At 59.8% G+C, this 13,538-nt stretch carries 14 protein-coding genes, 1 tRNA gene and 1 pseudogene; 9 read left to right on the top strand and 7 right to left on the bottom strand.

All coding sequences use genetic code 11. The features are described 5' to 3' along the window. Window positions 1–195: 195 nt before the first annotated feature. The gene (locus tag B8746_RS03840; protein ID WP_233123905.1) at window positions 196–1,077 is read right to left on the bottom strand and encodes an N-formylglutamate amidohydrolase; all 882 of its coding nucleotides are present in this window, start codon (window positions 1,075–1,077) and stop codon (window positions 196–198) included. A gap of 132 nt (window positions 1,078–1,209) precedes the next feature. Between B8746_RS03840 and cpdR the strand changes: the two genes are divergently transcribed. The 6 genes and pseudogenes from cpdR to B8746_RS03815 all read left to right on the top strand — a co-directional run bounded on the left by cpdR (window position 1,210) and on the right by B8746_RS03815 (window position 5,100). Next, on the top strand, window positions 1,210–1,569 hold the full coding sequence (gene cpdR / locus B8746_RS03835; RefSeq protein ID WP_084391910.1) for a cell cycle two-component system response regulator CpdR: 360 nt from the start codon (window positions 1,210–1,212) through the stop codon (window positions 1,567–1,569). 67 nt (window positions 1,570–1,636) lie between these two features. Beyond that, window positions 1,637–1,711: transfer RNA gene (locus B8746_RS03830), tRNA-Val, on the top strand. A 490-nt stretch (window positions 1,712–2,201) separates the two neighbouring features. After that, window positions 2,202–2,354 (top strand): annotated as a pseudogene (locus tag B8746_RS17490) (TadE/TadG family type IV pilus assembly protein); the annotation flags it as partial. Between the two features lie 33 nt (window positions 2,355–2,387). Continuing rightward, the gene (locus B8746_RS17340) at window positions 2,388–2,627 is read left to right on the top strand and encodes a hypothetical protein (RefSeq protein ID WP_233124064.1); all 240 of its coding nucleotides are present in this window, start codon (window positions 2,388–2,390) and stop codon (window positions 2,625–2,627) included. A gap of 1 nt (window position 2,628) precedes the next feature. Further along, window positions 2,629–4,368 carry a pilus assembly protein TadG-related protein gene (locus B8746_RS03820; protein ID WP_084391908.1) on the top strand — a complete coding sequence of 580 codons (1,740 nt, stop codon included), beginning with the start codon at window positions 2,629–2,631 and terminating at the stop codon, window positions 4,366–4,368. A 90-nt stretch (window positions 4,369–4,458) separates the two neighbouring features. Beyond that, window positions 4,459–5,100, top strand: coding sequence for a TetR/AcrR family transcriptional regulator (locus tag B8746_RS03815; protein WP_084391907.1), 642 nt, complete (start codon window positions 4,459–4,461; stop codon window positions 5,098–5,100). Here the strand turns inward: B8746_RS03815 and B8746_RS03810 are convergent. From B8746_RS03810 to B8746_RS03800, 3 genes are read right to left on the bottom strand one after another with little or no spacing between them, the layout of a single operon-like run. Beyond that, a complete protein-coding gene (locus B8746_RS03810) occupies window positions 5,086–6,108 on the bottom strand; it encodes a threonine aldolase family protein (protein WP_084391906.1) in 1,023 nt (340 codons plus the stop codon). The genes B8746_RS03815 and B8746_RS03810 overlap by 15 nt on opposite strands. Beyond that, window positions 6,108–6,875 carry an SDR family oxidoreductase gene (locus B8746_RS03805; RefSeq protein WP_084391905.1) on the bottom strand — a complete coding sequence of 256 codons (768 nt, stop codon included), beginning with the start codon at window positions 6,873–6,875 and terminating at the stop codon, window positions 6,108–6,110. The genes B8746_RS03810 and B8746_RS03805 overlap by 1 nt, the downstream gene beginning before the upstream one ends. Continuing rightward, a complete protein-coding gene (locus tag B8746_RS03800; RefSeq protein ID WP_084391904.1) occupies window positions 6,862–7,851 on the bottom strand; it encodes a calcium/sodium antiporter in 990 nt (329 codons plus the stop codon). The genes B8746_RS03805 and B8746_RS03800 overlap by 14 nt, the downstream gene beginning before the upstream one ends. A gap of 186 nt (window positions 7,852–8,037) precedes the next feature. Here B8746_RS03800 and B8746_RS03795 point away from each other — a divergent pair, with 186 nt between their 5' ends. Continuing rightward, window positions 8,038–8,496, top strand: coding sequence for an NUDIX domain-containing protein (locus B8746_RS03795; protein WP_084391903.1), 459 nt, complete (start codon window positions 8,038–8,040; stop codon window positions 8,494–8,496). Window positions 8,497–8,500: 4 nt separating this feature from the next. Here B8746_RS03795 and B8746_RS03790 read toward each other — a convergent pair whose 3' ends face one another. From B8746_RS03790 to B8746_RS03780, 3 genes are read right to left on the bottom strand one after another with little or no spacing between them, the layout of a single operon-like run. Then, window positions 8,501–9,103, bottom strand: a complete 603-nt coding sequence (locus tag B8746_RS03790) for a CDP-alcohol phosphatidyltransferase family protein (protein WP_158084530.1) — start codon at window positions 9,101–9,103, stop codon at window positions 8,501–8,503. 21 nt (window positions 9,104–9,124) lie between these two features. After that, window positions 9,125–11,014: an excinuclease ABC subunit UvrC gene (gene uvrC / locus B8746_RS03785; protein ID WP_084391901.1), complete on the bottom strand. Its 1,890-nt coding sequence runs from the start codon at window positions 11,012–11,014 to the stop codon at window positions 9,125–9,127. 46 nt (window positions 11,015–11,060) lie between these two features. Continuing rightward, entirely contained in the window at window positions 11,061–11,369 is a 309-nt protein-coding gene (locus B8746_RS03780) for a hypothetical protein (RefSeq protein ID WP_084391900.1), read from the bottom strand. A 206-nt stretch (window positions 11,370–11,575) separates the two neighbouring features. Here B8746_RS03780 and B8746_RS03775 point away from each other — a divergent pair, with 206 nt between their 5' ends. Continuing rightward, complete coding sequence (locus B8746_RS03775) at window positions 11,576–12,787, top strand: pyridoxal phosphate-dependent aminotransferase (RefSeq protein ID WP_084391899.1); 1,212 nt, start codon at window positions 11,576–11,578, stop codon at window positions 12,785–12,787. Between the two features lie 91 nt (window positions 12,788–12,878). After that, window positions 12,879–13,340 (top strand): Dps family protein, encoded by a 462-nt coding sequence (locus B8746_RS03770; protein ID WP_084391898.1) that lies wholly within the window; start codon window positions 12,879–12,881, stop codon window positions 13,338–13,340. The last annotated feature ends 198 nt before the right edge of the window (window positions 13,341–13,538 follow it).

Below are 13,538 nucleotides of genomic sequence, written 5' to 3'. Positions count from 1 at the left end.
GAGCAAGCATCGTGCCGAACATGTGTGACCGGCTGTCACATGCGAAAATGCAGGTCTTGATAATTTTAGGGGTTGCATTTGCTGCGGCGCACAATAGATTGGGCTCAGCACTGCGGTGCTAACGCCTTCTGGCGTTTCCTCCCTTTACCTTATTGGCCGTGCCGGCTTGGCACGGCCATTTTTTTTTGAGGTGGGTCAGGCCGACAGCCGTGCTGAGAAGCGGCAAATCTCTGTTATGACGTGCTGCACCGCAGATATGACATTTTGCATGGATGCGTTCGGCGTAATCTCAGCTTCATCCATGTAGAGGCGCCGATTGATCTCGATCTGCAGGGCATGGACGTGGCGCTTCGGGCGTCCGTAACGGCGCGTTGTGTAGCCGCCGGCATAGGGTGCATTGCGCACCGTGCTGTAGCCCTCACTGCGGAAGGTACGTTCAACAAGGCTTGTCAGCTGGCTGGTGCAGCTCGAACCAAAACGGTCTCCAAGCACGATGTCCGGAAGGTCACGGCGCCCTGGCTGCTGCGATGGCATGGAATGGCAGTCAATCAGAATGGCGCAGCCAGAGGCCTCCCTGCAGCGGGCGATCTCGTCGGCAAGTGCGCGATGATAGGGTGTGTGGACGTGATCGAGGCGCGTGTGGGCATCCTGGCTGGAGATCTTGCCAGCATAGATGTTTTCGCCGCGTGCACCGATCCGTGGAAAACAGCCAAGTCCCGCCTGCACCCGTGCAGACGGCGCGGCGACAGGGCCGGGCAGTCCGCCCTCGATCATGTCGGCGTCGAGTTCGCGCGCATCCCGGTTGAGGTCGACAAAGCTGCGTGCATGCGTTGCCGCGATCAGGGTTGCGCCAGCTTGAGGGGCGCTCGCAAACAGCTGGTCGACAAAGGCATCTTCGGTCTGCCGCAGGTCGATCAGCGGCACACAGAGATTCTGCAACAGCGTGTCTGGATAATAGTGGCCGCTATGGGGAGACGCGAAGATGACGGGATGCGGGTCTGTTTCTGGCCGCGACAGGATGAAGGGGGCGACCGTGCGGGCCACGTCCTGCTTCATCCGTCTTTCGTCATCAATCATGCTCATTGTGTCCAGATGGTTGACCATTTGGCGCGAAGGTCAAGCATGTCGGTTCTGTTCACTTCGAATTTACCCGAAGCACTGTCTATGGAATCAATGTTAGAATAGACCGTGAATGTGGAGTCGGGGCCCATGAGTAAAATCCTGCTGGCTGAAGATGATGAGATGATGCGCACCTTCCTGGCGGCATCTCTGAAGCGTGCCGGCCACGAGGTCCAGGACTTCGAGGATGGTGAAACCGCGCTCGCCGCCCTGGAGCGCGAAGTGTTCGATCTCTTGCTGACCGATATTGTCATGCCAGGGATTGACGGGATTGAGCTTGCCCGCCGCGGTGCCGAGCTCGACCCGGCCATGAAGATTGTTTTCATCACCGGATTTGCCGCTGTGGCGCTCGCGTCCGGAACGCCGACGCCGGCAGGCGCGAAGATCCTCTCCAAACCGTTTCACCTGCGAGAGCTGGTGGAGGAAGTTGACCGCGTCATCGCGGCCTGACATTCACCGACATTGCGGGCTTGACTTGCCGGGCCCAAAGCCCGATTAGGGCCGCTTCGAAACGAGTGGGCGGTTAGCTCAGCGGTAGAGCACTACGTTGACATCGTAGGGGTCACAAGTTCGATCCTTGTACCGCCCACCATTTTCCTCCTCAAAAAATCCTGTTCTTGGTAAACAGGACCGGTCCCTTGAGCAGGTTCTCGCGGGTGCAAATCGGCGCATCCCATCGCCAGTGCAATCCGGTCGCACTTGGCGGAAGTAATCTACACTTTCGTATTCGATTTCTGCGCAAATGCATGCTGCCGAAGCTGTAATGAATACGTCAGAACAGGGTGCTTTCAGGGGAATTGTAAAGCGCGCTCCGGGCGACTTTTATTATACTATATACAATATTCAACTATTTAAAATAAAGTCTTTTGCAATTGCTTTTAAAAAGAATGTAAAAACAACATGTTGAATGGTTATCGCCTTGAGGGATTCGAGGCTGGTTCAATTTCTGAATGTTACAGAATGTTTTTGTTAATTTCTGAGGCACAATCCTCGCTCAACAGTGCCAGGGATTGAGCAAAATAAATATAAAATAGAAAATCGTTCCTGGTCTGGACAATTTGCTCTGAAAGGCGAACGTCAGAATGAGGAAGCGTGCTAAGTTTAAAGTAAGTAATGATGGGGTCGCGGCGATAGAATTAGCCATGATTTCCCCAGTATTATTGTTATTCATATTCGGTATTATTGCATACGGTGTTTACTTCGGTGCCGCGCACTCTGTGCAACAACTCGCTGCAAATAGCGCCAGGGCGGCGATGGGTGGGCTGGACATGAATGAGCGCCAGAAGCTTGTCGACACCTATGTCGCAACCGCCCTCGAACAAGGCGGCCTGTTGCTGGGTGACCATCTCAGCGTGGACGTGTCGAGCAATGAGGACCGCTCCGATTTCGTGGTCGTGACGGTCACCTATGATGCGACCGAGCTTCCTGTATGGAATCTCTATCAGGGCCTGCCTCTGCCCGAAAAGACGATCACCCGGACCTCGCTGATCCGCGCGGGAGGCTACTGAGATGCGCGCTGTATCCATTCTCCAACCGGTTACGCGCCTGCGAACCTTTTGGCGAGACCTGTCTGGACAGGTTGTCATCCTGGTCTCGATCTTCGCACCCATCGCTGTCGTAATGGCCGCATTTGCCGTCGATGTCGGCGCGACCGCCGAACAGAAGCGCAAACTGCAAGGCCTTGCCGACCTGGCCGCAATTGCAGCGGCATCCAATATCGAAAAGGCCGAACTGGCGGTCTACAAGCTGCTGTCCGACAATGGCTATCGCAAGAGTGACGCGCACCGTCTGCGCGGCCGCGATGGCAATCCCCAACGCGAGTCGCTGCACCAGTTCAAGGGAGATGTCTCTGTCGAGCTCGGCCGCTATTTCGCCAATCCGGATCTTGCCTTCGATGCGCGCTTTGAGGTCGGAGGTGAGCCTGTCAATGCTGTCCGCGTCTCGCTCACCGAAGCGCCGGCTCGCTATTTCGATTTCATTGGTACGAACCGGGAGCGCGTTTCGGCGTCCGGGACAGCGTCCGTCTCGTCAGAAGTGGCGATGTCCATCGGCTCGCGTCTCGCCAGGCTCGAAGACGGCCTGCTGAATGCCATGCTCTCCGGCCTGACCGGATCGGAGGTCAAGCTGACGGTCATGGACTATAATTCGCTCGTCAATGCGGATGTCGATCTCCTGAAATTCTCGGAAACGCTCGCCAGCGATCTCGATCTGGAAGCCGTCACCTATGATGATGTGCTGGATAGCGATGTCGCGCTGACAAGCGTATTCTCCGCAATGGCAGACGTCAGCGAAGGGTCGCTCAGCGCGAAATCGGTGCTGCAGGGGCTCGCCTCGAACAGGGCCATGGCGAACCTCTCCGTGTCGCTATCGACGCTGTTTGACCTTGGCCCTGTCGGGCGCGCTGAACTTGGCAGTGTGGAGGGCGATCTCGACCTCGTGCTCGAAGCCGTACAGATGGTGACCGCCAGTGCCATTGCCGCAAATGGAGCCAATCAGGTCGACCTCGACCTTGGGGCGAGCGTTCCCGGCCTGGCTGATACGCGCATTGCCCTGCTTGTCGGTGAACGTCCGCAGTCGATGACATGGTTCTCCCTGACCGATGATGGCCAGTCCATGGTGTCGACGGCGCAGCTCCGCCTTTTCATCGAGGCCTCGGTGACGGCAGGCGGCGCGCTGGACGGGGACCTGGTTCGCCTGCCGCTCTATATCGAGATGGCGTCCGCTGAAGCCCGGATCGCGGAGGTGATCTGCGCAAATGACCGGCCGGATGTGCACCGTGTTGATATCGAGGTTGATCCTTCGATCCTGACCCTGAGAATTGCCGACCTGCCGGGTGGTCTGGAGCAGATGGGCCGTGTCCAGCGGTTTGAGCCGGCCCGCCTCGTCAATGCGCGCCTGATCGAGGTGAGCGCAGTCTCCCGCACCAGCCTCTCGTCGCCGAATTCTCGCACGCTGCGGTTTCACAGCCGGGATTTTGGCGGCGATCCGAAGACCGTCCAGACCCGAGAAGCCCTGCGCGGTGCGATCTCTTCGACGATCGGCACGCTCGACTATGACGTCGATATCGCTGGTCTGTCGCTGGCGACCCCGAGGGCGGTGACGGGCCTTGTCGGCAGCACGCTGCAATCAGCAGCCGGGCCGGTCGATTCGATCGTCGACAGTTTGACTGAAATGCTCGGCATTGGCGTCGGAGAGGCCGATGTCTGGGTTCACCACGCGCGATGCAACCGCTCGGTGCTGGTGCAGTAATCACTGCAGTGGCCGGGATGGTGGTCCTGGCTGCTGAAAGGTTCCGGCCATTCGCCGGGACGTCCGGATGCAGGCTAGGGAGGACGAGGAATGCCACGACCGGCAGGGGTGCGAAATCAGGATTTTGAGGAGAAGAGGCTGGCGCTGGTCACTGCCGCATCGAGTTTTCTGCTGAGCGATGACGTGGAAGCGCCATCCTTCCGGCAAATCGCAATTGCAGTGGATACGTCCGAACCGACGCTCAGGCACTATTTTCAGGATCGGTCAGGCGTCATCATTGCCGTCTTCGAGCAACTTCATGAACTTGCCGCGTCGATGCGCGCTGCCGCTGCCGTCGTCGGGCCATCCATAGAGGAATCGGTTACCGACTATCTCGATCTCATGTCGCAATATCGCGAGAATTCGCTGTACATTCGGGCACACCGGTTCGGAATCCGGGAGAGCATGATCGATGAGAAGGCGAGGCGCGCCTATCTCGAAAACCTGGTGATGCCGGGTGTCGAAGCGGTCGCGAACAGGCTGTTCAAGTCACCGGGCTGGTCGGGGCCTCTTCATGCTGCCCGGCAGGCCGCCATGATGCTGATGGGCTCCTCCATCTTCATGGTCCTTCACCAGGAGCTTCTGAACGGCAAGAAATACGCCCCCATGGACGTTGATGCCTATTTTGAACGGATGAAGATCTGGATGAAGCCTGGTCTTGCCGAACACCCGGACCCGTCAGTCCAGAACTGACGCCAGCTGGTCAATCGTATCGGCGCCCGTCTGCCAGCTGGTTACAAGTCGCGAGCTGCCATCGAGCCAGGTGTAGAACACCGCGCCTGCGTCCCGCAGCCTGCCGGCTGTTTCGTCATCCAGCCTGACAAAGACCTCATTGCCATGCACCGGATGCACCAGTTCGGTCCCCGGTCTCCTGCACAGCAGGTTGGCGACCTCCTGCGCTCGCTGATTGGCGTTGCGGGCAAGGTCCAGCCACAGCCCGTCCGTCAACAGGGCGATGGCCTGGGCGGCGAGGTAACGCATCTTGGGCGGCATGTGCCCGGACCGTTTGGCGCGCGCCTTCAGCTCGTTGAACTTCGTTCGGGCTTCACCGAACAGGACGATGATCTCGCAGCCCATTGCCCCTGTCTTGGTCAGGCCGAGGCAAAGCACATCCGTGCCGGCTCTCCAGCTCATATCGGCAAGGCTCGCACCCATCGAGACAAGCGCATTGGCGATCCGCGCGCCGTCGAGATGGACGGTGAGACCCGCTTCCTTCGCCAGCGCTGCATAATGCGCGATGCGGGCCGCAGGGTAGGCGGTGCCACTTTCAGTAAGATTGGTGAGCGAGAGAACATGCGCCGGCGTTTCGTGGACGAAGCCATGATCGATCCGCGCGAGTGCATCGCGAAGCTCTGTCTCCTCGATCTGGGCGCCATCGCCGCCGAGCAATTGCAGCTTGCCGCCGCCGGAGAAAAATTCCGGCGCGCCGCGTTCATCGCGGGCGATGTGCGCTTCGGCGTGGCAGAGGATGGCGCCGGTCGGGGGACAAAAGCAGGACAGCGCCAGCGCGTTTGACGCCGTGCCCGATGCACAGAGCCAGAAATCGAAATCCTCAATCTCGAGCGTTCGGGCCAGCAGGCCTCGAAGCTCTGCCGTCACGGCGTCATTGCCATAGCTCGACTGGTGGCCCGCATTCACGCGGGCAAGTGCTTCCATGACGCGAGGGTGCGCCGGGGCGGACGTGTCGGAGGAGAAATCCATCAGATCTGCGTGTCCGGGGTCTGCCACATGAGGTGCTGGCCGCCGTCTGCAGCAATCATCTGTCCGGTCACGCTGTCAGCCGAGATAAGATAACGCAGGGCCCGCACGATTTCTTCTGGGCGCGAGCCTTCCTGTGTCAGCGTCGCCTTGCGCTCGGCTTCGAACTCTTCCTCGCTCTGATGGGCATTGCGCAGCGTCGGACCCGGCCCGATACCATTGACCCGGATATTCGGAGCGAGGGCCTGCGCCAGCGTCTGCGTGGCCGTCCACAGCGCCGATTTCGAAAGCGTGTAGGTGAAGAATTGCGGGTTGAGCTTCCAGACGCGCTGGTCGATCAGGTTGACGATGAGGCCGCGTTGCTTTTCCGGCAGGGCGTTCGCAAACGCCTGCGCAAGCGCCACGGGGGCGCGAAGATTGGCGTCGAAATGAAGATCCCAGCCCTCGCGATCATGATTGCGCGCTGTATCCTGTTCAAAGGTCGAGGCTGAGTTGACCAGGAGTGTGAGCGGTCCGCCAAGTTTTTCCGCAGCGAGCGGTACAAGCTGCCTCAAGTCTTTTTCCTCAGCGAGGTCGCCCTGCACGATGACGCCTTTGCCGCCAGCGGCTTCTATCGCGCGTACAGTTTCCTTCGCACCATCAGCGGACGAACGATAGTGGACCGCAACCGCCCAGCCATCTTGGCCAAGCGCTTCTGCAAGCGCCTGTCCGATCCGCTTTCCCGCGCCTGTGATGAGGGCGCGCCGGTGTTTGAGTTCAGTTTCCGCCAAGGAGGCTTTCCACTCCGCCTGCGATGTTCCAGCCGTTCACCAGCCCGTAGAGATAGATGCCATAGGTAAGTCCCATGGCAAGCGCGGCAAGGCGCGTGATCTTGTTGCGGGGAATGACGAAGAGACCGAGCGTGATCGCTGCCGCTGCCATGAACCAGTGATCAAATTGCGGGAAGGTCGGCGCGAGATCGGTGGGCCCGAACAGGGCGATGATCGCGCCCGCGCCGGCGAGGTTGAAGATGTTCGATCCGATGACATTGCCGATGATCACATCTGCGCGCCTGCGGAATGCGGCGGCAAGACCGGCGCCCAGCTCTGGCAGGGAGGTGCCGATGGCGAGTAGGGTGAGGCCAATGACTTCCTCGGGGACATTATAGGTTCGCGCGATGCCGGTGCCGCCCTCGACGATGAGATGCGCGCCGAGCGGCAGGCCGACAATGCCGACGATCAGGCTTGCAGCCATGGTGAACGTCTTGAGTTCATCGCCGTCTTCCAGCCCGACATCGACGCCCTTGCGCAAGGCTGACGAGGTCCACCACAACATCAGGAAGGTGTAGAGGACGAGGAGGGCCAGCAGGACAAGGCCGAAGAGCGGCGTCAGCGGGTGGTGCATGGTCCACGCGATCCACACGGCGGTCACGGCCAGCATGAACCAGAAGGATCGGCGCAGGCCGAACTGGCGCGCCGTCAGCGGTATGAGCAGGGCTGGCGCGGCCAGGACGAACCAGATATTGGCGATGTTGGAGCCGACGATATTGCCGATGGCGAGGCCGGGATTGCCGCTATAGGCGGCATCCAGCGACACAACCATTTCCGGCGCGGACGTGCCGAACCCGACGATCAGTATGCCTGCGATAAGAGGAGAAATGCCAAGACGCCGCGCAGCGTCCATGGCGCCATTGACCAGAAAGTCGCCCGCGAGGGCAAGAATGACGAGTCCGCCAACAAGGGCTGCAAGGAGCGCCAGATCTGGCAAGTCTACATGGACCTCTTAGTCGAGACGGCGATAATCGATCAGATTCAAAAGCCCGAAAACTGCGACCGTGACGCCGATGGCGATGAGTGCGAACATGTTTAACTACCCTGAATACCCAATGTTGCCCGGCTTGATAGACTGTGTTGAGTGGTTTGGCGAGGGTGCAATTCACCGGAAACCATATTGATGCCAAAACTCCGCACGAGAATGTTTCAGTCCTGGTTCCGCATGAGCCGCCCGATGACGCTTGGCGTGAGGGCGATGCTGGAAGATAGCCAAGGCCGTGTCCTGCTGGTCCGTCACACCTACACATCCGGCCTGTTCCTGCCCGGGGGCGGCGTAGAGAAAGGTGAAATCGCCGAAGTCTCGCTCAGGCGTGAGCTGATTGAAGAAGCAGGTGCCGAGATTGTCGGAGCGCCTCGCCTCATTGGCATTTACTCCAATCACCGCGTCTTCCCGAATGACCATGTCGTGCTCTACCGGCTGGACGCGGAGGCATGGCAAGCGCGGGAGCCGACAAGTCGCGGCGAAATCTCGCAGCGGCTGTGGATCGACCCGGTCTCGCCGCCCGAAGACGCGACGCCCGGCACGAAGCGCCGTCTTGCCGAGGTCTATGGCGGCGGCGTCTCGGATGGCTACTGGTAGGCTTTCAGTCCTGCTGGCGCAGCGCTGAGACATAGTCAGCGGCGGTCATCACGGACATGATAGCGGCGACCCAGATGCCGACCAGGCCTGCCATCAGGACGGCGCGCGTTCCGATCCAGGCTGCCGAGAACCGCTCGGTATCAAGCGCAAGCGCGCTGATTGCCATGCCGAGAAGGCATGCGCCAATCGCGACCAGTGCCACAGCCGTCTTCCATTTTGCCGCGCGCGTCACTTTCAACCCCCTCGGATTGCCCATGGATTCGCGGATGGCTGTCATGAGAAGATCGCGCCCGACAATGGTGAGCGCCGGAATGGACACCGTCCACGTCCAGCTATCGAGATGTGCGAGCGTCAGCAGGCAGGCGCCGGTCAGGAGCTTGTCCGCAATCGGGTCGAGCCGGGCACCGAGTGGGCTGACCGCATCGAGCCCGCGGGCCAGCGCGCCGTCCAGCCAGTCGGTTGCGGCCACGAACACAAAGGCCGCAAACGGAAGGAAAACCCAGCTGCCGGTGGCGCGGCCTGCATCAAGCTGGCGACCGAATTCCAGGATGAGAAAGCCGACCCAGATGGCCAGGACGCACCGCAGGATGGTGACGGTATTCGGCAACCATTTCAGCCCCAATGGTCACTAGCCTCCATTAAAATGGCCATAGATCCGTTCAGCGAGAGCGCGGTTGATGCCATCCACATTTTCCAGGTCGACCAGCTTGGCCCGTGAAACGCCTTTGGCAGATCCAAACCTGTGCAATAAGGCTTTTTTCCGCGATGGGCCAATGCCTTCTATCTCATCCAGAGGTGACGACTTGATGTCAGCCGACCGTTTGGAGCGGTGCGCGCCAATGGCCCAGCGATGCGCCTCGTCGCGCAGGCGCTGCAGGTAGTAGAGCACCGGCGTGTCCGGCGGCAGCTGGAAGGGTGTCTTGCCCGGCCGGAAAAACTTCTCCCGGCCGGCATTGCGGTCCGGTCCCTTGGCGATGGAGACGAGCGTAATGTCATCCGGCGTCAGCCCAAGCTCGCCGATCGCCTCGGTGACGGCGCTGAGCTGGCCGAGCCCGCCATCGATGAGCACAAGGTCCGGATAGGTTTCAAGCTCGCGGATCGGCAGCTTCTGCTCTTCCGCCTCCTTGAGGAGCCGTTTGAAGCGCCGTGTCATGACCTCCCGCATCATGCCGTAATCATCGCCCGGTTCGAGCTTGGTGTCCTTGATATTGAACTTGCGATACTGGCCCTTGATGAAGCCTTCCGGGCCGGCCACGACCATGCCGCCAACGGCATTCGACCCCTGTATGTGGCTATTATCGTAGATTTCGACGCGCTTTGGCGGTTCAGGCAGGTCGAACGCCTTGGCGAGATCCTTCAGCAGGCGCTGCTGGCTCGCCGTTTCGGCCAGCTTGCGCGATAGCGCCTCGGCTGCGTTGCGTGTCGCCTGGGCCACAAGTTCGCGCTTCTCGCCGCGTTGCGGGGTACGGATCTCGACCTTCCTGCCCGCCTTCAGCTCCAGCGCTTCGCCGATCAGGTCTCGCTGGTCCGGCGCCTCATTGGTCAGGATGAGGCGCGGGGCCGGGCGCTTGTCATAGAACTGGACGAGGAAGGCAGAGAGGATTTCCTCCTGCGTCTCGTCCTTCTCATGGCGCGGGAAGTGGATGGTGGCGCCCCAGTTCTGGCCAGCGCGGATGAAGAAGACCTGCACCGCCGACTGGCCACCTTCCATGGCAATGGCGAAGATATCGGCTTCCTCTATGCCGTCCGGGTTGATGTCCTGCTGGGCCCGCACGACGGCCAGGGCGCGAATACGGTCACGCAGGGTTGCGGCGCGCTCGAAATCCATCTCCTCGGATGCCGCTTCCATCTCGCTTGCGAGCTCTGCCTGCAGGTCGACGCCCTTGCCGCGCAGGAAGTCGGCCGCCTGGTTAGCGAGCCTGGTATAGCCGCTCTCGCTGATCAGGCCGACACAGGGCGCAGAGCAACGCTTGATCTGGTGCAGCATGCAGGGCCGGTTGCGGACCGAGAACACGCTGTCCTCGCAGGTGCGTAGCAGGAAGGCCTTCTGCAGCGTGTCGAGGGTGCGCGTGACGGCATTGGCGCTCGCAAACGGCCCGAAATAGTCACCGCGATCCTGCTTGGAGCCGCGATATTTCAGGATCTGCGGATAGTCATGATCACGGCGGATCAGGATATATGGAAATGATTTGTCGTCACGCAGCAGGATGTTGAATCTCGGCCGGAGCGACTTGATGAGACTCGCTTCCAGCAGCAGCGCTTCAGTCTCGCTTTCCGTCACCACGAATTCCATGCGCGAGGTCAGCGCAATCATGGCAGCGATACGCTGTGTGTGGCCGCCGAGCCGCGCATAATTTGAGACGCGCGCCTTCAGGTTTCGTGCCTTGCCGACATAGAGCACCTCATCCTTCGCGCCAAACATGCGGTAGACGCCCGGCTTGGCGGGCAGGCGCTTCAGATTGTCCTTGATGACATCGACGCCGCGCTTGGGCGCCTGCGATGTGGGCGAGTCAGACATGGCGCCAATCTAGGGGCTGGCAGCCCTGCCGCCTAGGCCGCCTGTGTCAGCCGCGGAACATGAAGGCCAGCGATCCGCCGCCACTGTCCAGCATCCAGCCAAGACCGAAGGCGAAAATCATGATCAGGACGACTGATCCGCCGAAATTGCGGCTCGTGCTGCCATCCTTGTTACGCATGGACCTGCGGATCATCAGCCACAACAGCAGCAGGATGAACACGCAGGCAATGATCAGCTGTTCGGCATCGTTGCGCTGCATCAGCCAGTGCACCGTCGCCTCGTACCGGCGCGATACCTCTGTCATGATGTCGCTGTAAATCTTGTCAAATGGCGACTTGGATACCGTGCTAATCATTTCCTTCCTCCGACTTGTCCCCCGGACAGGTCCGACGATTGATGGATCCTATGGCCAACTGACCAAAATTCGTTGAAACCGATGCGTGAAATTTGCTGCATCTGCTTCGTGCCTGATTAGCAGGTGTGCGCGCCAATCTACCGCCTTGCGCACTGAAACGGCCAGTCGTAAGGATGCGCTGCACAAGACAGACAGGAGCCCTGCATATGGCCAGCGACCTCACATTGAGCCGAGCCGTCGAACGCGTTCAGCCTTCCGCCACGATTGCCGTGACGACAAAGGCGAACGAAATGAAACGCGCGGGCATCAACGTGATTGGTCTGGGCGCCGGCGAACCTGACTTCGACACGCCGGACCATGTCAAGGAAGCCGCCATCAAGGCGATCCAGGACGGCAAGACGAAGTACACCCCTGCCGACGGCATTCCGGAACTGAAGGAAGCAATTTGCGCCAAGTTCAAGCGCGATAACGACCTCGACTACAAACCATCCCAGATCAATGTGTCGCCAGGTGGCAAGGCGGTGCTGTACAACGCCTTCATGGCGACGCTGAACCCCGGCGACGAGGTGATCGTGCCTGCGCCCTACTGGGTAAGCTATCCGGACATGGCGCTGCTGGCCGGCGGCACGCCTGTCTTTGTGCAGTGCGGCCCGAATTCGAACTACAAGCTTTCGCCGGAAGCGCTGGAAAGCGCCATCACGCCGAACACCAAATGGCTGGTTCTGAACTCACCATCCAACCCGACAGGCGCAGCCTATACAAAGGACGAACTGCGCGGGCTTGCCGATGTCCTGCTGAAGCATCCGCATGTCTGGGTGATGACCGACGACATGTATGAGCACCTCGTCTATGATGGCTTTGAGTACTGGACCATCGCGCAGGTCGAGCCGAAGCTGTATGAGCGCACGCTGACGGTGAACGGTGTGTCCAAGGCCTATGCAATGACCGGCTGGCGGATCGGCTATGCTGGCGGCCCGGAAAAGCTTATCAGCACGATGCGCAAGATCATGTCGCAATCGACCTCCAATCCATGCTCGATCAGCCAGTGGGCAAGTGTTGCCGCGCTGAATGGCGATCATGGCTTTCTGGCCGAGCGCAACGCCGTCTTCAAGCAGCGCCGCGACATGGTCGTGGAGGAACTCAACAAGTGCGAAGGCATCTCCTGCGCAACGCCGGAAGGCGCATTCTACGTCTATCCAAGCTGCGCCGGGGTGATTGGCAAGACTTCGCCGGCCGGCACGAAGATTACCTCGGACAAGGATTTCGCCGCTGCGCTGCTGGAGGAAGAGAAAGTGGCTGTCGTGTTCGGCGAAGCGTTTGGTCTCTCGCCAGCGTTCCGGATTTCCTATGCGACCTCGACCGAGGCCCTGGAAGAAGCCATGAAGCGCATCAATCGCTTCTGTGCGGCTCTGAAATAGAATATTTCTATATTTCAGCCCAGCCCAATTGATTGGTTCTCGGTTCGTTGATGCCCATATGGACGGCATCAATCATTCAGGAGATCCAGAAATGCCGATCGATATTGGTCTGACTGACGATCAGAGAAAAAAATCCGTCGAAGCCATCCGCAAGGTGCTGGGCGAGACCTATGCGCTCTATTCCAAGACGCACAGCTATCACTGGAATGTCACCGGCCCACGCTTCCAGTCCCTGCATGCCATGTTCATGGAGCAGTACACTGAACTCTGGGCGGCGCTGGACGAACTGGCCGAACGCATCCGCGCGCTCGACTATTATGCGCCGGCTTCGACAGAAGAAATGTATTCCTACGCGACCATTCGCGCCGACAATGGCGTGCCAGATGCCGAAGCCATGGTCACCAACCTGTCCAAAGGCCATGAAGCGGTGGCCCGGGCGGCCCGCGAAGGCGTCGCAGCGGTCGCAGAATTTGACGATGTGACGGCCGACATGCTCACCCAGCGCGCAACCATTGCTGACAAGACGGCCTGGATGCTCCGGGCCAGCCTCTGAAAAATTGCATAAATGTAACAAAAAAAAGCCCGGCAGCGAAGGATCGCGCCGGGCTCTAAAAAGTGGGTCCCTACTTTAAGGGAGGAAACGACCAATCGGAGGGATTGGTTAAAAGGCCGGGACCACGGCTCACCCCGACAAGTAGGCATGCAGGCGGTGAAAGCCAAGTTGCGAATCAGAAATCAAGCCATGCGTTTA

This window comes from Henriciella pelagia (assembly GCF_002088945.1).
Lineage (GTDB): Bacteria > Pseudomonadota > Alphaproteobacteria > Caulobacterales > Hyphomonadaceae > Henriciella > Henriciella pelagia.
The sequence above is the reverse complement of the archived record's forward strand: the minus strand, read 5'-3'. Positions and strand labels throughout refer to the sequence as shown.

Bases quoted from the DNA above. Each gene is read 5' to 3' on its own strand.
- B8746_RS03840 (WP_233123905.1), bottom strand. From the start codon at position 1,077: ATGATTGATGACGAAAGACGGATGAAGCAGGACGTGGCCCGCACGGTC.
- cpdR (WP_084391910.1), top strand. From the start codon at position 1,210: ATGAGTAAAATCCTGCTGGCTGAAGATGATGAGATGATGCGCACCTTC.
- B8746_RS17340 (WP_233124064.1), top strand. From the start codon at position 2,388: ATGAATGAGCGCCAGAAGCTTGTCGACACCTATGTCGCAACCGCCCTC.
- B8746_RS03820 (WP_084391908.1), top strand. From the start codon at position 2,629: ATGCGCGCTGTATCCATTCTCCAACCGGTTACGCGCCTGCGAACCTTT.
- B8746_RS03815 (WP_084391907.1), top strand. From the start codon at position 4,459: ATGCCACGACCGGCAGGGGTGCGAAATCAGGATTTTGAGGAGAAGAGG.
- B8746_RS03810 (WP_084391906.1), bottom strand. From the start codon at position 6,108: ATGGATTTCTCCTCCGACACGTCCGCCCCGGCGCACCCTCGCGTCATG.
- B8746_RS03795 (WP_084391903.1), top strand. From the start codon at position 8,038: ATGCCAAAACTCCGCACGAGAATGTTTCAGTCCTGGTTCCGCATGAGC.
- uvrC (WP_084391901.1), bottom strand. From the start codon at position 11,014: ATGTCTGACTCGCCCACATCGCAGGCGCCCAAGCGCGGCGTCGATGTC.
- B8746_RS03780 (WP_084391900.1), bottom strand. From the start codon at position 11,369: ATGATTAGCACGGTATCCAAGTCGCCATTTGACAAGATTTACAGCGAC.
- B8746_RS03775 (WP_084391899.1), top strand. From the start codon at position 11,576: ATGGCCAGCGACCTCACATTGAGCCGAGCCGTCGAACGCGTTCAGCCT.
- B8746_RS03770 (WP_084391898.1), top strand. From the start codon at position 12,879: ATGCCGATCGATATTGGTCTGACTGACGATCAGAGAAAAAAATCCGTC.